The 19,145-nt window shown below is 72.0% G+C and carries 17 protein-coding genes; 9 read left to right on the plus strand and 8 right to left on the minus strand.

Annotation, left to right across the window (positions count from 1 at the left end; translation table 11 throughout):
- Positions 1-24 precede the first annotated feature (24 nt).
- Positions 25-840, plus strand: coding sequence for an alpha/beta fold hydrolase (locus ACULK2_RS16755; protein WP_445968000.1), 816 nt, complete (start codon positions 25-27; stop codon positions 838-840).
- Positions 841-856: 16 nt separating this feature from the next.
- On the opposite strand, the gene ACULK2_RS16760 is transcribed toward ACULK2_RS16755, so the two are convergent.
- Both ACULK2_RS16760 and ACULK2_RS16765 read right to left on the minus strand, forming a co-directional pair.
- Positions 857-2,257: an FAD-binding oxidoreductase gene (locus tag ACULK2_RS16760; RefSeq protein ID WP_445967999.1), complete on the minus strand. Its 1,401-nt coding sequence runs from the start codon at positions 2,255-2,257 to the stop codon at positions 857-859.
- Between the two features lie 60 nt (positions 2,258-2,317).
- Positions 2,318-3,625: an MFS transporter gene (locus ACULK2_RS16765; RefSeq protein WP_445968222.1), complete on the minus strand. Its 1,308-nt coding sequence runs from the start codon at positions 3,623-3,625 to the stop codon at positions 2,318-2,320.
- A 366-nt stretch (positions 3,626-3,991) separates the two neighbouring features.
- On the opposite strand from ACULK2_RS16765, the gene ACULK2_RS16770 reads away from it, so the two are divergent.
- The 3 genes from ACULK2_RS16770 to ACULK2_RS16780 all read left to right on the plus strand — a co-directional run bounded on the left by ACULK2_RS16770 (position 3,992) and on the right by ACULK2_RS16780 (position 8,587).
- Entirely contained in the window at positions 3,992-5,134 is a 1,143-nt protein-coding gene (locus ACULK2_RS16770; RefSeq protein ID WP_445967998.1) for a sugar phosphate isomerase/epimerase family protein, read from the plus strand.
- A gap of 100 nt (positions 5,135-5,234) precedes the next feature.
- Positions 5,235-7,997: a PQQ-dependent sugar dehydrogenase gene (locus ACULK2_RS16775; protein WP_445967997.1), complete on the plus strand. Its 2,763-nt coding sequence runs from the start codon at positions 5,235-5,237 to the stop codon at positions 7,995-7,997.
- A gap of 197 nt (positions 7,998-8,194) precedes the next feature.
- A complete protein-coding gene (locus ACULK2_RS16780) occupies positions 8,195-8,587 on the plus strand; it encodes a phage holin family protein (RefSeq protein ID WP_445967996.1) in 393 nt (130 codons plus the stop codon).
- A 20-nt stretch (positions 8,588-8,607) separates the two neighbouring features.
- On the opposite strand, the gene ACULK2_RS16785 is transcribed toward ACULK2_RS16780, so the two are convergent.
- From ACULK2_RS16785 to ACULK2_RS16795, 3 genes are all read right to left on the minus strand, one after another.
- Positions 8,608-9,756, minus strand: a complete 1,149-nt coding sequence (locus ACULK2_RS16785) for an ABC transporter ATP-binding protein (RefSeq protein WP_445967995.1) — start codon at positions 9,754-9,756, stop codon at positions 8,608-8,610.
- The gene (locus tag ACULK2_RS16790) at positions 9,753-11,360 is read right to left on the minus strand and encodes an ABC transporter permease (protein ID WP_445967994.1); all 1,608 of its coding nucleotides are present in this window, start codon (positions 11,358-11,360) and stop codon (positions 9,753-9,755) included. Before ACULK2_RS16790 ends, ACULK2_RS16785 begins: the two co-directional genes overlap by 4 nt.
- A gap of 74 nt (positions 11,361-11,434) precedes the next feature.
- On the minus strand, positions 11,435-12,454 hold the full coding sequence (locus tag ACULK2_RS16795; RefSeq protein ID WP_445967993.1) for an extracellular solute-binding protein: 1,020 nt from the start codon (positions 12,452-12,454) through the stop codon (positions 11,435-11,437).
- A gap of 262 nt (positions 12,455-12,716) precedes the next feature.
- Here ACULK2_RS16795 and ACULK2_RS16800 point away from each other — a divergent pair, with 262 nt between their 5' ends.
- Genes ACULK2_RS16800 through ACULK2_RS16810 form a run of 3 tightly spaced genes read left to right on the plus strand, consistent with a single transcriptional unit; the run spans position 12,717 to position 14,076 of the window.
- Complete coding sequence (locus tag ACULK2_RS16800) at positions 12,717-13,055, plus strand: ArsR/SmtB family transcription factor (RefSeq protein ID WP_445967992.1); 339 nt, start codon at positions 12,717-12,719, stop codon at positions 13,053-13,055.
- Complete coding sequence (locus ACULK2_RS16805; protein ID WP_445967991.1) at positions 13,052-13,516, plus strand: SRPBCC family protein; 465 nt, start codon at positions 13,052-13,054, stop codon at positions 13,514-13,516. Before ACULK2_RS16800 ends, ACULK2_RS16805 begins: the two co-directional genes overlap by 4 nt.
- Positions 13,516-14,076, plus strand: coding sequence for a dihydrofolate reductase family protein (locus tag ACULK2_RS16810; RefSeq protein WP_445967990.1), 561 nt, complete (start codon positions 13,516-13,518; stop codon positions 14,074-14,076). The genes ACULK2_RS16805 and ACULK2_RS16810 overlap by 1 nt, the downstream gene beginning before the upstream one ends.
- Positions 14,077-14,080: 4 nt before the next feature.
- Here the strand turns inward: ACULK2_RS16810 and ACULK2_RS16815 are convergent, their stop codons facing one another.
- The gene (locus ACULK2_RS16815; protein WP_445968221.1) at positions 14,081-15,421 is read right to left on the minus strand and encodes an MFS transporter; all 1,341 of its coding nucleotides are present in this window, start codon (positions 15,419-15,421) and stop codon (positions 14,081-14,083) included.
- A 192-nt stretch (positions 15,422-15,613) separates the two neighbouring features.
- Here ACULK2_RS16815 and ACULK2_RS16820 point away from each other — a divergent pair, with 192 nt between their 5' ends.
- Positions 15,614-16,705, plus strand: a complete 1,092-nt coding sequence (locus tag ACULK2_RS16820) for a threonine aldolase family protein (protein ID WP_445967989.1) — start codon at positions 15,614-15,616, stop codon at positions 16,703-16,705.
- A gap of 70 nt (positions 16,706-16,775) precedes the next feature.
- Here the strand turns inward: ACULK2_RS16820 and ACULK2_RS16825 are convergent, their stop codons facing one another.
- Positions 16,776-17,378 (minus strand): cell wall-binding repeat-containing protein, encoded by a 603-nt coding sequence (locus ACULK2_RS16825; RefSeq protein ID WP_445967988.1) that lies wholly within the window; start codon positions 17,376-17,378, stop codon positions 16,776-16,778.
- Position 17,379: 1 nt separating this feature from the next.
- On the opposite strand from ACULK2_RS16825, the gene ACULK2_RS16830 reads away from it, so the two are divergent.
- A complete protein-coding gene (locus ACULK2_RS16830; protein ID WP_445967987.1) occupies positions 17,380-17,967 on the plus strand; it encodes a nitroreductase family protein in 588 nt (195 codons plus the stop codon).
- Between the two features lie 77 nt (positions 17,968-18,044).
- Here ACULK2_RS16830 and ACULK2_RS16835 read toward each other — a convergent pair whose 3' ends face one another.
- Positions 18,045-19,094 carry a zinc-dependent alcohol dehydrogenase family protein gene (locus ACULK2_RS16835; RefSeq protein WP_445967986.1) on the minus strand — a complete coding sequence of 350 codons (1,050 nt, stop codon included), beginning with the start codon at positions 19,092-19,094 and terminating at the stop codon, positions 18,045-18,047.
- Positions 19,095-19,145 lie beyond the last annotated feature (51 nt).

Below are 19,145 nucleotides of genomic sequence, written 5' to 3' on the forward strand. Positions count from 1 at the left end.
ACACGATGCGGAAGGGGGCGGAGCATGGTCGACCTCATCGCATCCGACGGCACCCGGCTGAACTACCTCGAGTACGGCGACCCGAGCGGGCGGCCGGTGGTCCTGGTCGCGGGGTTCAAGGCGCCCGCGACGAGCTGGCGGTACCAGGTGAAGCCCCTCGCCCGGGCCGGGTACCGCGTCATCGCGCTCGACCGGCGCGGCCACGGGAAGTCCGAGCCGGGCGACCGCGAGCCGACGATGGAACGGCACGGACGCGACATCCTGGACCTGCTCGAGGGGCTCGACCTCAGCGACGCGACCCTCGTGGGCCAGTCGATGGGCGGGAACGCGATCTGGGCGCTCATCGCCGAGCGCGGCACCGACCGCATCCGCGACCTCGTGATCGTGGACCAGACGCCGTGCATGGCGAACGCCGACGACTGGCCGCACGGGTTCTACGACTACGACGCGGGCAACCGCGACACCTTCTTCGCCACGGGCATCCCCGACCCGGGCCGGTTCCCCGCGAAGTCGAAGGGCCTCGTGCGCATCGGGCGACTGCTCACGTCGCTCGACGTGCCGCGCGGCGGCGCGCCCGCGTTCACCGAGGCCGAGCTGGCCCTGCTCGACGACCACGCGAAGCGCGACTGGCGGCCGGTCGTCGCGGCGTGCGACGTGCCCGTGCTGTTCGTCGCGGGGGCCGAGAGCGAGCTGTGGCCGGCCGATCACGCGGCGGCCGCAGCCGCGCTGAACCCGCTGGCCGAATCGGTCGTGATCCCGCGCGACGGGCACGCCGCGAACATCGAGCAGCCGCTCATGTTCAACCGGATCCTGCTCGAGCGACTGCAGCGCACGCCCTGAGTCGGGGGCGCGCCGCTCAGGCCGGGAACGCCTTGCCCGGGTTCAGCACGCCGTTCGGGTCGAGCGCCAGCTTGACCGCCCGGTGCAGGTCGACCACCCGCGGGCTCAGTTCATGCGCCGCACCCGGCAGCTTCAGCAGACCGACCCCGTGCTCGCCCGTGACCGTGCCGCCGAGCGCGCGGCAGTCGTCGACGATGCGGTCGAACGCGCGCTTCGCCCGCCCCTTCGCGGCGTCGTCGCCCTCGGGCGCGATGATCAGCGGGTGCAGGTTGCCGTCGCCGGCGTGCGCGATGTTCGCGATCACGACGTCGTGGTCGCGGGCGCTCGCCTGGATGCGTGCGAGCATCTCGGGCACACGCCCGCGCGGCACGCAGATGTCCTCGGTGAGCACCGGCCCGAGCCGTTCCAGTGCGGGGTAGGCGAGCCGGCGTGCGAGGAAGAGCCGGTCCGCCTCGTCGGTCGAGGCTCCGCGCTCCACGGTCAGGGCGCCGGCCCGCGACATCCGCTCGGCCACCGCCGCGGCGAGCGACTCGCCGGCCGCGCCCACCTCGTCGACGCGGGCGAGCAGCATCGCCTCGACGCCGTGCGGCAGGCCGAGCGACTTCCAGGCGTCGACCGCCTCGATGCAGGTGCGGTCGATGAGTTCGAGGGCGGACGGCACGACGCCGGCCGCGCTGATGGCGGCCACCGCCTCGCCCGCGGCCTCGAGCGAGTCGAACGAGCCGACGATCGCGCGGTCCTCGCGGCCGCCGAGCGGCAGGAGCTTGAGCGTGAGCTCGACGATGATGCCGAGCGTGCCCTCCGACCCGACCATGAGCGCCGTGAGGTCGTAGCCCGTGACGCCCTTCGCCGTGCGCCGTCCGAGCCGAACGACCTCGCCGTCGGCGAGGACGACCGTCATGCCGAGCACGTAGTCGCGCGTGACGCCGTACTTCACGCAGCAGATGCCGCCCGCGTTCGTCGCGGCGTTGCCGCCGATCGTCGAGATCCGGTAGCTCGCGGGGTCCGGCGGATACCAGAGGCCGTGCGCGGCGACGGCCCGGCGCAGGTCGTCGTTGAGCACGCCCGCCTCGGCGACGACGAGTCGTTCGTCGGCGTCGATCTCGACGATCCGCGTCATCCGCTCGAGGGAGACGACGATCGAGCCGGGCATCGCGTTCGCACCGCCGGAGAGCCCGGTCCCGGCGCCGCGCGGGACGACCTTCAGGCCGGATGCCGCGGCCGCGCGCACCGCGGCGGCGACGTCGTCGACGGACTGGGCGAGCACCACGGCGACCGGGTCGGCGAATTCGGCCCACTCGGCGTCGTCGTGCGCGTAGCGGCCGAGATCGGCCGGCTCGGTGAGCAGGCGGTCCGGCGCGATCGTGCCCCGCAGGTCGGCGAGGGCGTCGGCGGGCGCGGCGGGGGAGTGGGGCATCGGGTGCGGCTCCTCAGGTGGGTCGGGTTCGGCCGGCTCCGACCGCGACGGGTCGGGTCATCACGTGGTCGGCGGCAGCGTGGCATCCGTCGCAGGACCGTCGTCGGAGCCCTCGGCGGCCCCCGCCGTCGTGCCGTCCTCCCCGGACGCGACCGCGATCGCGGTGTCGGCGGGGTCGTGCTCGGCCCGGCTGAGGAGCACGAACGGCGCTGCGAGCAGCTGGACCGCGCCGCTGCACAGGAGCGAGAAGCCGTATCCGCCGAGGTCGGCCGCGCGGCCGAGCGCAGGCTGGATCGCCGCACCGCCCGCGCTGCCGAGCAGCGAGTCGAACGAGAGCACCGTCGCCCGCTGCCTCGACGGGATCATGTCGTTGAGGTAGGCGCGATGCACGGGGTCGTCGATCGACGAGGCCACGCCCCAGAACGCGATGAGCACGACCGCCACCCAGAAGTTCGCGACGAGCCCGAGCAGCAGGAGCACGACCGTGCTGAGGATGGTCGCGAGGAGGATCACCGACGTCCGCTTGCGGAAGCGACGGCGGACGACGGGCGCGAGGAAGCCGCCGACGATCCCCGCCCCGGAGAGGAGCGCCGCCGCGAGCCCTGCGATCGAGTACGCGCCCTCGTCCCCCCAGAGCTCGAGCAGGTACGGCTGGAGCGCGTAGAACGCGTAGAAGCCGACGCCGGTGGTGAAGGGGGTGGTGAACATGAGCCAGCGCACCGGGCGCCGGCCGAGGCCGTACTTCACGGAGGCGCGGAGCACCTCGCGGGTCGCCTTCACGGGGCCGAGGCCGCGCTCGGGGGTGAAGCCGAGGTCGTGCATGAGCACCGCGGCGACGACGAACATCACGACGAGGATCCCGGCACGGATGAGGAACGGCACTCCCAGGTTCGACAGCTGCGCGATCACGCCGCCGAGCACGGAGCCGCCCAGCATGGCGACGTTGCCCACGACGACCGCCCGGCCGAAGACCGCCTCGAGGCTGCCCGTGTATCCCGTCGCCTGCAGCGCGTCGACGAGCCACGCGTCCACGGCGCCGGAGAAGAACGTGAAGCCGAGTCCCAGGAGCACCGACACGACGGCCCACGCCCAGAACGGCGACTGCCACACCCAGAGCATCCAGTACATCGCCGTCGTGGCCGCGAGGGTCACCGTGCCGAGCAGGTACGACGCGCGACGACCGACGGTGTCGGCCACGACACCGGTCGGGATCTCGAAGATGAACATGCCGAGGCTGAAGAACGCGTTCGCGGCGAACGCCTCGAGGTTCGTGAGGCCCGCGTCGAGCAGGAACAGCGTGTTGATGCCCCAGATGAACGAGGCGGCGAGCGTGTTGCCGAGGGTCAGGGTGTAGTAGGTGCCCTGCACCCGGCGCGCGGCGCGTCCGCCGTCATCGCCGGAATCGGCGGCGGCCTCGGCCGAACGCCTCTGGCTCCCCACGGGCTCCATCATGCCGTGCGGGTGCGCGCCGCGCCACAGTCCGGGTTCGCATGACCGCACACCCCCCATTCGCGGTTCTTTTGCCGTGCGACGTTAAAAGCCGCGCGCCAGACGGATTCTTTTGCTTGACCGCGCGAAGACAAATGCCGTAGTGTCCGAAAAAGTTCGTGGACGCCAACTCACGAGCAACGGTGCGAAGAGTGGCAGATGGTCGACCTCCGCATCCGGCGCGGTCCCACCGCGTCGCGGGCCTCCGGCCCGACCTCAGGAAACGGTTCAGTGCAAGGGAGCATCATGGATGAACTGACGGAACAGGCCGAGCACGACGCCCGGCTCCTCGGGACCCGGCTGGGTCTCACGCGCCGGCAACTGCTCGCCGCCACGACGGGCATGGCCGCCGCCGCCGCGGTGGGCCTGGCCGGCGGCCACACGCACGCCCACGCCGCGACCGCGGCAACGGGCGGCAACGGGGTGCTCGTCCCGCCCGGCAAGCGGGGCATCATCCTCTACACGGTCCGCGACGCGATCAGCCGCAACCCGCTGACGAACCCGGGCCTGCCCTCGGGCTTCAAGCAGGTCCTCGAGGAGCTGGCGCGCCAGGGCTACAAGCAGATCGAGTTCGCCGGCTACAACCAGAACGCCAACGCCGAGGGCGGCAACCTCAACAGCGTCGACGGCGCCCACCTGCTGCGCACCTGGCTCGACGACAACGGGCTCGAGGCCGAGGGCAACCACGGTTCGATCCCGAGCGTCGTCACCGACGCCACGCTCGCGCAGTTCGACGCGCAGTGCGAGATCGCCAACATCCTCGGATTCGGTCACATCGGCACCGGCAACGACCCGACCCGGAGCTCCTACCTCGCCGACTGGCAGACCGCGGCCGAGGTCTGGAACACCTTCGGCGAGCGCGCGGCGTCGCACGGCCTGAAGCTGTACACGCACAACCACGACCAGGCCTACAGCTTCCTGCTCGACAGCGGCCCGCTCGACGCATCGGGCAACCCCACGCGCTCGAGCGGCCTTCGCCGCCTCGAGTGGTTCCTCCAGAACACCGACCCGAACTACGTCTACCTCGAGATGGACGTCTACTGGGCGCACGTCGCCCAGCACCGGTACCAGAGCTTCACGGCGCCGGACGGGTCGGTCGTCGACGATTGGTTCGACCCGGCCGGACTGGTCGCCGAGCAGACCACGCGGTTCCCGCTCTTCCACGCCAAGGACGGCGCGAAGAACGACAGCGCCGCCGGCTACTCGATCGTGCCGTTCGGCGCGGGGGACATCGACTACACGACGTTCTTCCAGCGGATCGGCGCGAAGGGCTACCACAACGCCATGTACGAGCAGGACAACGCCTCGAGCGTGCCCATGTCGTCGCCGACGATGTCGCTCGAGAACGCCGCCTCCTCGTACCAGAACCTCGCCGCCCTCCGCGGCTGACGCGAGCCCCGGGCCGCGCGGGTGACCAGAACCCCCCGCGCGGCCCGGCACCACATGGATCCCGCCGAACCTCCTTCCATTCGTTGACTGGAGCACATCCATGCACATCGCACGTTCGCGCCTCGCGACCCTGGTGATCGGAGCCGCCGTCGCGGCATCCGTCATCGTCGCCGGGCCCGCTGCCGCCCACGACGGCGAAGACCACGGTGACGAGGTCTCCGCCACGACCTGGGCCAACTACGAGCGCGTCAGGCTCGCCGGCACCCAGGGCGTCGGAGAGCCGATCGATCTCGCGGTCCTCCCCGACTCACGGGTCCTGCACACGACGCGGAACGGCCAGGTCCGCCTCACCGACCCCGCGCAGGGCACGACGACGACGGTCAACACGATCGACGTCTACTCGAACTCCGAGGACGGCCTGCAGACCGTGACCCTCGACCCGGACTTCGAGGAGAACAGCTGGGTCTACCTCTACTACGCACCGCGTGAGATGGACGCGCCCTACCCGGCGACGACGCCGGTCGGCTCGGCGCCCAACACGCTTCCCGCGGGCGCCGACGCGTCGTACTGGGACCAGTGGAAGGGCTACAACCAGCTCAGCCGGTTCAAGTGGGACGCCGAGAGCTCGTCGCTCGACCTGTCGACGCAGCAGGACATCATCCGCGTCGAGGTCCAGCGCGGGCAGTGCTGTCACGTCGGCGGCGACGTCGCCTTCGACGACGAGGGCAACCTGCTGCTCTCGACCGGCGACAACACGCCGGCCAGCACGCCCGGTGCGAGCGGCTACGCGCCGAACAACGACCGCCCCGGGTACAACCCCGGCTTCGACGCGCGGCGCGGTGCGGGCAACACGAACGACCTGCGCGGCAAGATCCTGCGGATCGACGTGCAGGATGACGGCAGCTACACGATCCCCGAGGGGAACCTGTTCGCGCCGGGCACGGCGGAGACGCGACCCGAGATCTTCGTGATGGGTGTCCGCAACCCCTTCCGCATGGACTTCAACACGGTCACCGGTGCCGTCACGTGGGGCGACTACGGCCCCGACGCGGGCACGGCGAACGAGCTGCGCGGACCGATGGGCTACGTCGAGTGGCAGTCCACGACCACGGCGATCAACGGCGGGTGGCCGTACTGCCACGGCCCGAATGCCGACTACAACGACTGGGACTTCGAGACCGCGACCCAGGGCGAATGGTTCGACTGCGAGGGAACGCTCATCAACACGAGCGTCTACAACACCGGCCTGGACCAGCTCCCGACGGCGACCGAGCCGCAGCTCTGGTACGGCGACCGTCCCGAGCACCAGCCCTGGCCGGAGTTCGGCTCGGGCGGCCAGGCCCCGATGGGCGGACCGACCTACGTGTACGACGAGGAGAACCCCTCGGAGACGAAGTTCCCGAAGTACTGGGACGGCAAGACCTTCATGGCCGAGTTCTCGCGCGACCGCGTCTTCGCCTTCTCCCAGGAGACCGGTGACGGACCCGTCACGAAGATCGAGGACTTCCTCCCGAACGCGTCGCTGAACGCGGCGGGCATGCCGCCGTGGGACAACGTGATCGACTTCGAGTTCGGTTCCGACGGTTCGCTCTACGTGCTCGACTACGGCGACGGGTTCTTCCGCCCGAACGCCGACGCCGGCCTCTACCGGGTCGACTACGTCGAGGGCACCAAGGGTCCGCGCGTCATCCTCGACGCCTCCGTCACCTCGGGCGACGGTCCGCTCGAGGTCGAGTTCGACGCGTCGGAGTCCAGCCACCCCGACGGCCTGGCGCTGAGCTTCGCGTGGGACTTCGAGGGCACCGGCACGTTCGAGGACGGTGAGGCGACGGCGTCGCACACCTACGCCGAGGACGGCCAGTACCAGGCCCGCGTGCGGGTCACCGACGAAGGCGGCCGCGTGAGCCTCGCCTCGGTCACCATCACGGTCGGCAACACGGCGCCCGTGGTCGAGATCCTCACCCCGGCGAACGGCTCGTTCGCCGACTGGGGCGACGAGGTCGAGCTCGAGATCCGCGTGACGGACCCCGACGAGGAGATCGACTGCGAGCGCGTGCTGTGGAGCTACGGCCTCGGCCACGACAACACGCACACGCACCCGCTGTTCACGGGCAACGGCTGCACCGCCACCGTCGAGATGGCACTCGAGGCCGGACACGGCGAGACCGAGAACATCTACGCCCAGATCGGAGCCTCGTACACCGACGCCGGCACCGACACCGCTCCCGCGTTGACCGGTGACGACGTCACGCTGCTCAACCCGCGTGCACTGCAGGCCGAGCACAACGACGCCCGCAGCGGCGACCTCACGGTCGTCGACGACGAGTCGGCGGCGGGCTTCCGCCACCTGGCCGGACTCGACGCCGGCGAGTGGATCGCGTACCAGCCGGTCGAGTTCGGCGGCATCACGGGCGCCACCGTCCGGGCCGCGGGCGAGGGCGAGGTGTCGCTGCACTGGGGTGACGCCGAATCCGAGGCCTTCGCGACCTTCGCGGTCGACTCCGAGGGCTGGGCGGATGTCTCGGTGCCGCTCGTGACCGTGCCCGAGGGCACCGGTCGCGTGGTCGTGACCTCGACGGGCGGGGTCGCCCTCGACCAGTTCGTGTTCACGACCTCCGCCGACGACGTCCGCGCCCTGCTCGGCGCACTCGTCGACGACGACCGCATCCTCCGCGGCGTGGAGGCGTCCTTCGGCGACGTGCTCGACGAGGTCGACGCGGCGCTCGAGGCGGGCGACACGGCGGCGGCGATCGCCGGGCTCCAGTTCATCGCGGACAAGACCCCCCAGCGGGTGCGCACCGACGCCGATGCGGCGGCGCTCATCATCCGGGCGGCCGAGGCGGTGATCGCCGAGCTCGAGTGACACCCTCGCGGCGGCGGGGCTCGTCCCCCGCCGCCGCGTCGCAGACCGGTGCGGTCGGACAACGACCTTGGCGGGATCCGCCGGCCGCACCAAGAACGGATCGGGCCGTGCTCCTGACGGAGCACGGCCCGTTCCCATGCTCGCGGCGGGCCGTCCGGCTCTGTCTCGCAAGGCCCGCGCGGCGATAGCCTTCGCCCATGATCCGCTTCCTGATCAACATCGCGATCTCGCTCGTCACGGCGGCCGTCGGGCTGCTCGTCACATCCTGGATCCTCCCGGACTTCCACATCGACGCCGCCGGGTTCATCGTGGCGGTGCTCGTGTTCACGATCGCGCAGGCGATCCTCGCGCCGTTCATCTTCAACGTGGCCCGGCAGTACGCCTCGGCGATCCTCGGCGGCATCGGCCTGGTGTCGACGTTCGTGGCGCTCCTCATCGCGTCGCTCTTCCCGAACGGCATCCGCGTGGACGGGATCGTGACCTGGATCCTCGCAACCCTCATCATGTGGATCATCACGGCGCTCGGCACCTGGCTGCTCGGCCTCTGGTGGCTCAAGGGCCGGGTCGAGGACCGCCGCGCCGCGTCCTGACCGGCAGGCGCGGCGTCGGCTCAGGCCGGCTCGGGGCGGTAGGCCAGCACGGGGCCGTCGACCGACACCCGCACCTCGGTGCCGCGCGGCACCACGCCCGACGCGGTCACCCGCGCCCGCAGGCGCGGGCCGTCGGCGAGCGCGAGCGCGAGCATGGCGTCGTGGCCGGTGTACTCGACGTCGGCGACGACCGCGTCGAGCACGGCGGCGACGGGCCCGGCACCGACGGCTGCGGCAGCCCGGTCGGCCGGGGCGGGGGCTGCGGATGCCGCGTCCGCGCGCTCCACGTGCAGTTCCTCCGGGCGCACGAGCACCGTCACCTCGGCTCCGTCGTCGGGCGCGAGCCCCGCGGCATCCGCCACGGGCACCGCCCGGAGCCGGCCGATGGCCGTCGCGACCTCGTCGCCGTGGAGCACCCCGGAGAGGAAGACGGCGTCGCCGACGAACCCGGCGACCCACGGCGTCGCGGGCGTCCGGTAGACCTCCTCCGGCGTGCCGAGCTGCAGCACCTCGCCGCCGCGCATGACCGCCACGCGGTCGGCCACCGAGAGCGCTTCGGCCTGGTCGTGCGTCACGAGGATGCCGGTGACGCCCTCGGCGCGCAGCAGCTCGCGCACCGCGGCGCGGAGGTCGGCGCGCAGCATCGGGTCGAGCGCGCCGAAGGGCTCGTCGAGGAGCACGAGCTCGGGGGCGGCGGCGAGGGCCCGGGCGAGGGCGACGCGCTGCGCCTGCCCGCCCGAGAGCTGGCCGGGCGCGCGATCCGCGAGCGGCGCGAGGTCGACGAGGTCGAGCAGGCGTCGCACCTCGTCGGACGTCGCCGCGCGGCGTGCGGCGCGCGCCGAGCCGCGGCCGGCGAGCATGCCGAACGCCACGTTCTCGGCGACCGTGAGGTGCGGGAAGAGCGCGGCGTCCTGCGGCACCCAGCCGATGCGACGCTTCTCGGGGGCGAGGTGGATGCCGTGCGTCGTCACCATCCGCTGCCCGATGCGGATCTCGCCGGACTGGGCACGGAGCAGGCCGGCGATGGTGCGAAGCAGCGTCGTCTTGCCGCACCCGCTCGGCCCGACGATCGCGAGCAGCTCGCCGTGCGGCACCTCGACGTCGACGGCGTGCAGCACGGGGCCGCCCTCGTAGCCGACCGTGAGGTCGCGCACCTCCAGCCGGCTCATCCGATGACCTCCCTGGTCGCCTCGCCCGAGGCCACGGGCTGCGGCGCGATCGCCTCCCGGGTCGCCTCGCGCCCGGCCCGGACGTCGGAGAGCAGGAACGCGGGCACCGCCGCGACCAGCAGCAGCGCGACCGCGTAGGGCGCGGCGGCGCCGTACGCCGAGATGTCCGTGCGCTGCCAGAGCTCGACGGCGAGCGTGTCGGTGCCCGTCGGGCGCAGCATGAGCGTCGCCGGCAGCTCCTTCATCGCCGACACCGCGGCGAGCAGCGCGGCGGCGAAGATGCCCGGTCGCGCGAGGCGCGCCGTCACCGACCACCACGTGCGCGCGCGGGAGTTGCCGAGCGTGCGCGAGACGTCCTCGAGCGAGGTCGGCACCTGTCCGGTCGCCGCTCGGATCGAGCCGATCGCCTTCGGCATGAAGAGGATCCCGTAGCCGAAGGCGAGCACGAGCGCCGTCTGGTACAGGGCCGGCACGACGCTGAGAGAGAAGAACACGAGGGAGAGGCCGACGACGATGCCCGGCAGCCCGAGCGCGAGGTACCCCGCGGACTCGATGCCGCGCACCATCCGCCCCCGATGCCGCGCGGCCAGCACTCCGATCGGCAGCGCCAGTGCGACCGCGACGATCGCGCCGCCGGCCGACAGGAGCACGGTGTTGCCGATCGCCTGCGCGAGGTTCGCCACGTCGAACGCCTGCAGCGTCTCGGCGGTCAGCACTCGCGAGAGCAGCACGGTCACCGGGACGACGACCGCCACCACGGGCACGAGCGCGAGCAGGAACAGGGCGGGCGCGGTCCACGGCCCGAGCCGGACCATCCGTCGCCGCCCCACCGCCGGCGCGGCCTGGATGCGGCGTGCCGCGCGCCCGCGCGCGACCTGCTCGCCGATCACGACGAGCAGCGCCAGGGCGACGAGGAGCACCGCGAGCACCGCGGCCTCGTCACGGCTGAAGCTCGCCGAGTACGCCTGCTGGATCGCGGTCGTCAGCACCGGGAAGCGGAACAGCGCGACGCCGCCGAAGTCGCTCAGCGTGTACAGGCACACGAGCAGCGCCCCCGCGAGCACCGCCGGGCGGATCTGCGGCCACGTGCCGAGCATGAACGACCCGAGGGGGCCGCGCCCCAGCGTGCGGGCGACGTCGTCGAGTCCGGTGCTGCCGATCCGCAGCGCCGCCGCGACGGGGAGCGTGACGTACGGGACCGACACGAAGCTGAGCACGAGCCACGCGGCCCAGAAACCCCGCATCGACGGCTGCCAGGCGAGCCATCCGTACGCCGCGAGGTACGACGGCATCGCGAGCGGGAGCGCCGCGAGCACGGCCCATGCGCCGCGCCAGCGCAGGCGCGCGCGCGCCAGCAGGAACGCGCTCGGCACGCCGAGTGCGACCGCGGTCAGGGTGACGGATGCCGCGAGCAGCACCGAGTTGCCGACGAGCAGCGGGATCCGCGGCCGGTCGAACACGCCCGCGATCTCGCCGGCGTCGGCGGAGAGCACGCGGACCACGAGGTGGATGACCGGGATCGCGGCGAGCGCGACGGCCACGAGGGATGCCGCGATGAGCCCCCACGGACGGCGGGGGCTCGCGGTCGCGACTCGATCGGTCATCTCAGGTCAAGCGTAGGCGTGCGGGCCCGGGTTCCTGCCGGGGCCGCCGGCCGTGGCATCCGCTCGCCCTCGGCTCAGATCAGGCCGTTGTCGGCGAGCAGCTGCTGGGACTCGCCGACCGAGTCGAGGTCGCTGAGGTCGAGCCCGGGGTTCACGAGCGTGTCGATCGCGGGCAGGCCCTCGGGGGCGTCGACGCCGGGCAGCAGTGGGTACTCGAAGGTCTCCTCGACGAAGTACCGCTGCGCCTGCTCGGACACCAGGAACTCGACGAACGTGCGCGCGGCCTCGTCGTCCTCCGCGCCGTCGAGGATGGCGGCGCCCGTGACGTTCACGATGCCGCCGGGGTCGCCCGGGAGGAACTTCAGCTGGGCGCGCATGTTGTCGGCGCCGACCTCCGCCGCCTGGCGGAACCAGTAGTAGTGGTTGATGAGGCCGAGCTGCGCCTGGCCCGTGTTCACGAGGTCGAGCGAAGCGAGGTTGTTCTCGGTGAGCTCGGGGTCGTTCGCGGCCATGCCCTCGACCCAGGCGGCCGCGGCCTCCTCGCCCTCGAGCACGCGCAGCGCGGTGATGAACGACTGGAAGCTGGCGTTGCCGGGCGCGAAGGCGACCTCGCCGGACCACTCCTCGCCGGTGAGCACGTCGACCGTGTCGGGAACCTGGTCCTCCGTGAGCTGCTCGCCGTCGTAGGCGATGACGCGAGCGCGACCGGTGACGCCGATCCACGAGTCGTCCTGCGACGTGAATCCGTCGGGGATCAGCTCGGCGAGGTCGGACGGGATCTCGCTCAGGAGGTCGGCGTCGGCGAGCGCGCCGAGCGCGCCCGCGTCCTGCGAGAGGAAGACGTCGGCGGGCGTGCGGTCGCCCTCCTCGAGGAGCAGCGCCGTGAGCTCGGGCGTCGCGGCGTAGCGCGCCTCGACGGTGATGCCGGTCTCCTCCTCGAACCGGTCGATGAGCGGACCGACGAGGCCTTCGTCGCGTCCGACGTAGACGGTGAGGGTCTCTCCGTCGTCGGCCGGCGCGGTGCAGCCGGTCAGGGCGAGGGTCGCGGCCGCGAGGCCGGCTCCGGCGAGGACGATTCCGCGTCGTGCGCGCATTGGCGTACTGGCTCCAACGATCGGTGGAAAGGTGAGGGCCCGTCGAATGCGGGCGAACTCAGCTTAGCCTCACCTTGCTTCGCGGCCTACTCGGTGCGTCACGCCGGCCGCACGACTGCGTCCCGCTCGGGTGCACGAAGATCCGGCCGAATGCGCCCGTCTGAACGGCATCGACCGGGTCTTCATGCACTCCTGCTCGCCCTTGACCGGACCGGGTCGCCGGCCTATGGTTAAGCACATCATTAATTAAGGAGTTGCTTACGTGGCCGATCCCTCGGACGAGCTCAGCCTCGTGTTCCGCGCCCTCGCGGACCCGACCAGGCGCGCGATGCTCTCGCGCCTGCATCGCGGTCCCGCGACGGTCGGCGAACTGGCGGAGCCGTTCACGATGAGCCGTCCGGCGATCTCGCAGCACCTCGCGGTGCTGGAGCGCGCCGGACTGATCGAGCGAACCGCCACGGCCCAGTGGCGGACGTGCACCCTGCGGACGGAGCCCCTCGACGAGGCGTCCGACTGGGTCGAGCGCCATCGCGGCGAGTGGAACGACCGGTTCGACCTGCTCGACGAGCAACTCCGCCGGATGAAGGGGGAGACCCGATGAACGACCGCAGCCCCGACGCGCAGTTCACGATCACGCGCGTCTTCGACGCCCCGCGCGAACTCGTGTGGCGAGCCTGGACCGAATCGGCCGACGCCGCCGAGTGGTGGCATCCGCGCGACATCGTCATCAAGGACGGCAGCGTCGCGGTCGACGCCCGCCCCGGCGGCCGGTACGCCTACACGATGGTGAACCCGGCCGACGGCACGGAGTACCCGACCGTGGGCGTCTACCGCGAGGTGGTGCCGCCGCGGCGGCTCGTCTTCACCTGGGCGTCGCCCGGCGAGCCCGACGAGACTGCGCCGGTCGTCACCGTCGACCTGCGCGAACTCGACGACGACCGGACCGAGATGCTGTTCCACCTGCGCGGCTTCCCCGGGCGACCCGGCGACGCGAACGTGTACGACGGCTGGGATTCGGCGTTCGACCTGCTCGGCGAGCAGCTCGCGGCACAGGTGCGCTGATGGGCCGGCTCATCGTCGAGCAGATCGTCTCCGCCGACGGGTACGCCGCCGACGCCGACGGCGGGATCGCGTTCTTCGAGGCCGTCCCCGGCCTCGAGTCCACCGACCACGATCAGCTCGCGTTCCTGGAGGGCGTCGACGCGATCCTCCTCGGCGCGAACACGTATCGCATGTTCGCGGCGTACTGGCCGGACGTCGATCCTTCCGTCGAGGCGGTGGCCGAGCCCATCGCCCGTCTTCCGAAGCACGTCGTCTCCAACACGCTGGACCGGGCGCCGTGGGGTGACGGCGAGATCGAGGTCCTGCGAGGGGATGCCGCGGCATCCGTCGCCCGGTTGAAGGGGCGATTCGCCGCCGTCGTGCTCTGGGGCAGCCTCGAGCTCGCCGATGCCCTGCTCTCGGCGGGCCTGGTCGACGAGGTGCGACTGCGCATCGTCCCCGTGCTCATCGGTTCGGGCCGTTCCTTCACGCCCGCAGGTCTCGGGCAGCACGCGCTCGAACTCCACCACGCGTACACGCATCCGACCGGCCACGTGAGCCTGCACTACCGGTTGCGCTGAGTCGTCAGGCCGTCGACTCGGGCGCGACGGGCTCGGCGGCGGGCACGGACGACTCCGTATCGGCATAGACGGCCGACAGCAGCCGGTACGACTTCGTCGTGAACGCGATGAGCGCGAGCACGACCATCGCGAGGCCGGCGAAGAGGAAGACGAGCGCGATGCCGCGTGCGTCGCCGTCGCCGAGCAGCCAGCCCCAGGTCGCCTGCCCGGAGTCGCCCTCCATGTACGGGATGATCCAGAACTCGGCGATCGGTGCGATGAGGAAGGCCGTGATGGGCGCGGCTGCCGCCTCGACCGCGGCCGCGAAGCCGAAGACACGGCCCTGTCGGCGGAACGGCACGACCTTCTGGATGACGGTCTGCTCCGATGCCTCGACGACCGGGATGAGGCACATGTAGAGCCAGATGCCCGCCGCGTAGAGCCACCACTGCTCGCGGATCGTGAACGCCGCGCCGAGCACGCCCATGGCGACGATCACGAGGAGCATCGTACGGATCGGGTTCCGCCCGAGGCCGAACTTCGCGATCACCGCTCCGCCGATGATGAACCCGGTCGCCGTGACCCCGAGGACGATGCCCCAGACCTCGACGGCGAAGATCGTGAGGCCGTACGGATCCATGAGCGCCATGTAGACGCCGCCGATCAGGTTGTTGAACGTCGCGAAGATGATGAGGGCGAACAGTCCGGGCACGACGCGGATGGCGCTGATGCTGCCGCGCACGTCGATCACGGGTTCACGGTCGCCCTCGCGCTCCGGGCGCTCCTCCGGGACGCGCAGGAAGAACAGGTGGACGAGCGCGACGAGCGTCAGCGCGATCGCGATGGCGAGGGTCCACCCCATTCCCAGGAACCCGATGGCGAGCCCGCTGAACACGCTCGTCACGATGAACGCCACGCCCTGCACCGTGCCCACGAGTCCGTTGGCGTTGGCGTGGCGTTCGACGGGGACGAGCAGGGTCACGGTCGTCGACAGCGCGATGTTGCGCATGTGCTCGACCACCGAGCCGAACAGGATGATGCCGGAGAACGCCCAGAACCACGGGCCGCCGAGGTCGACGAGCGCGGATTCCGGTTGGAGCAGGTAGATGACCGCGGCCACCAGGAACGAGCCGAGCGTGACGAGGCTCGAGAACCGCATGACCCGCAACTTGCGATGCCGGTCGACGATCGTTCCGAACAGCATCGCGAAGAACGCGATGAGCAGCATGTAGGCGCCGCCGATGATGCCCGTCGCGAGCACCGACCGCGTCTCGAGGTACACCCAGAACGTCAGTGCGAACCACAGGAAGCTCGTGGTGACGTTCGCCAGCGCGGTGTTGACGAGCACCTGGATGAACGTGCGCATGCCGTTCGGCGGCGGTTCGACGGCGCCCGGCGGCGACGCGGCGCCCGCCTCGCTCGACTCCCCCGCCGCACGCTCCGCGGCCCGGTCGACCCTCTCGGACATGAGGGTGAGCGTACGTCGGGCCACCGACATCCGGTAGACCCCGATCGACGGTGCCGGCGACCGCCGCCGCGCGTCTGGGAGAATCGTCCGGTGACCCCTGAGTTCCAGCCCCTGCACGACACCGCCTTCCGCGGCTTCGCCTCCGACAACTACTCCGGCGTGCACCCCGAGGTGCTCGCCGCGATCGCCGGCGCGAACGGCGGGCACCAGGTCGCCTACGGCGACGACGACTACACCGGGCACCTGCACGAGGTGTTCGCGCGCCAGTTCGGCGACCCGGTCGAGGTGTACCCGGTGTTCAACGGCACGGGCGCGAACGTCACCGCCCTGCAGTCCATGCTGCCGCGCTGGGGCGCGGTCATCGCGGCGTCGACCGCGCACATCAACGTCGACGAGGGCGGTGCGCCCGAGCGGGTCGGCGGCATCAAGCTGCTGACCGTGCCGACGGATGACGGCAAGCTGACGCCGGAGCTCGTGGACCGCGAGGCGTGGGGCTGGGGCGACGAGCACCGTGCGCAGCCGCTCGTGGTGTCGATCACGCAGACCACCGAGCTGGGCACGGCGTACTCCGCGGAGGAGATCCGAGCGCTCGCCGACCACGCGCACGAGCGCGGCATGAAGCTGCACATGGACGGCGCGCGCATCTCGAACGCGGCCGCGTCACTCGGGCTGCCGCTCCGCGCCTTCACGCGCGACGCGGGCGTCGACGTGCTGAGCTTCGGCGGCACCAAGAACGGAGCGCTGCTCGGCGAGGCCATCGTGGTGCTGAACCCCGAGGCATCCGAGGGCCTGAAGTACCTGCGCAAGCTCAACATGCAGCTGTCGTCGAAGATGCGCTTCGTGTCGGCACAGCTCATCGCCCTGCTCGACGGCGACCTGTACCTGCGCAACGCGTCGCACTCGAACGCCATGGCCCGGCGCCTTCGCGACGCGCTCGACGCCGGCATCGCCGCGGGCGAGCTGCCCGGCCTGTCGTTCACGCAGGAGACCCAGTCGAACGGCGTCTTCGCGGTGCTGCCTGCGGGCGTCGCCGACCGCCTGCGCGAGCGCGGCTTCAAGTTCTACGACTGGGACGCCGCACGCAACGAGGTGCGCTGGATGTGCTCGTTCGACACGACCGAGGGCGACATCGACGCCTTCGTCGCCGGCATCCGCGAGGAACTGGCGCGCGCGGCGGCGTAGCTGTCCGACCCGCCACGCGAACGCCTCGAACGCCGCGGGAACTCCGACGGGAGCCCCGCGGCGTCCGTCGTCAGGATCCGGCCGCGGCCGCTCCTACGAGCCCCGAGAGCTCGGCGAGCACCGAGCCGTCGACCGCGTTGGTGTCGCCCAGCACCACCACGCGAGCCGGCGCGAGCCGTTCGATCTCTGCCCGGATCTCGGATGTCACCGACGACCGCTTCACGGCCAGCAGCGGAGCCCCGGCCGACGCGGACAGTGCCGCTCCGGCGGCGAGCGCCGCCTTGTCCGATCCGTTGACCACGTAGACGGCGTCCGCACCGGTCGGCCAACCGTCGGCCGAGATCGCGGCGACGGTGCCGAGGCGGCCGGCGGCGTCCAGCCGCTCGACGGTTCCCGTGGTGAACGCGCCGAGCGCATCCACGACGGAGTCGGAGACGGCGTCGGCCGTCCCGATCACGACGATCCGCCGGGCGCCCAGGCGATCGAGTTCAGCCGCCGTCGCCGCCGGAACGTCGTCCGACGCGACCGCGAGCAGCGGTGCACCGTGCGCAGCTGCGAGTGCCGCCGCGGCGAGCGACGTGGGCGCACGGAATACCCGCAGGTTCCATGCGTTGTAATGCACCGGGACGACGGTGTCCCGACAGAACAGGAACCACTCGGAAGGCACCGTCATCATGACCCTCGTCGACACCTCGCGCCACGTCCCCACCGACGCCCCGCTCATCGCTCCCCTCGTGGAGCGCTGGAGCCCCCGCGCCTACGACCCCACCGCCGAGCTCTCCGAGGAGAGCCTGCGCACCCTGCTCGAGGCCGCCCGCTGGGCGCCGTCGGCGAACAACGTCCAGCCCTGGCGCTTCATCGTCGCCCGGCGCGGCAGCGAGGCGTTCACCGCGATCCACGACGCGCTCATGGGCTTCAACCAGGCCTGGGCCGACTCGGCCGCGGCGCTCGTGGTGAACGTCGCCGAGACCGTCGACGAGGCCGGCGCCGCGCGCCCGTGGGCGAAGTACGACCTCGGCCAGGCCGTCGCCTACATGTCGCTGCAGGCGCAGCACGACGGCCTGCACACCCACCAGATGGGCGGCTTCGACGCGGTCCGCCTCGCCGAGGTGTTCGGCCTGCGCGCCGGCCTCGACGTCGTCTCGGTCACCGCGATCGGCAAGGTCGGCGACGCGTCGGCCCTCCCCGAGCCGCTGCGCGAGCGCGAGGTCGCCCCGCGCAGCCGGAAGCCGCTCGACGAGATCGTCATCGCCGCGGCCTGACCTGCCGAGCTTCGAGAACGGGGCGGATGTCGCGAGCCGCGGCATCCGCCCCGTTCTCCCGTCACCGCCCGGCGTGCCTACGGCCGCAGCAGCACCTTGACGGCGCGGCGCTCGTCCATCGCGGCGTAGGCCTCGGCGGCGTCCGCCAACGGCAGTTCGAGATCGAAGACGAGACCCGGGCGGATGGCGCCGGAGCGCACGTCGGGCAGGAGCTCGCCGATGTACCCGCGCACCGGTGCGACGCCGCCGTTCACGCCGACGTTGCGGTTGAACATGGGGCGCACGGGCAGCTCGGGCCCGCCGTTCGGCGCGCCGACGTAGCCGACCATGCCGCCGAGGCGGGCCGAGCGCAGCGCCTGGTCCATGGACTCCTTGGTGCCGACGCACTCGAGCACGCGGTCGGCGCCGATGCCGCCCGTGAGCTCCTTCACCCGGGCGATGCCCTCGTCTCCGCGCTCCTCGACGACGTGCGTCGCTCCGAACTCGCGCGCGAGCGCCTGCCGGTCGGCCTGGCGCGACATCGCGATGATCGTCGTCGCGCCGAGGCGCTTCGCGGCGATGATCGCGCAGAGCCCGACGGCGCCGTCGCCGACGACCGCGACCGAGTCGCCCGGGCCGACGCCCGCCGAGACGGCGGCGTGGTGCCCGGTGCCCATCACGTCGGACAGGGTGAGCAGGCCGGGGATCTCGTCGTCCGCCACCGGCCCGGGCACGACGAAGAGCGTGCCGTCGGCGAGGGGCACGCGAACGCGCTCGCCCTGGCCGCCGTCGGCGACCCCGCCGACGCGGTCCTCGCCGCCCCACCAGCTGCCCGCGAGGCACGACGTGCTCACGCCGTTGCGGCAGTTCGCGCACGTGCCGTCGCAGACGTAGAAGGGAGCGATCACGAAGTCCCCCGGCTTCACCTGGGAGACCTCCGGCCCGACCGACTCGACGACGCCGACGAACTCGTGCCCGATGCGGTGCGGCTCGTGCGTCGGCGTGACGCCGCGGTACGGCCAGAGGTCGGAGCCGCAGACGCATGCGGCCACGACGCGCACGATGGCGTCGCCGCCGGTCGAGAGTTCGGGATCGGGCACCTCTTCGACGCGGATGTCCCTGGCGGCGTGGATCACGGTGGCGAGCATGCCTCCGAGCCTACGCGCGCCTCGTCGCGCCGCGGCATCCGTCGACCCCTG

The sequence above is a fragment of the Agromyces molybdatiresistens genome (genome assembly GCF_052748445.2).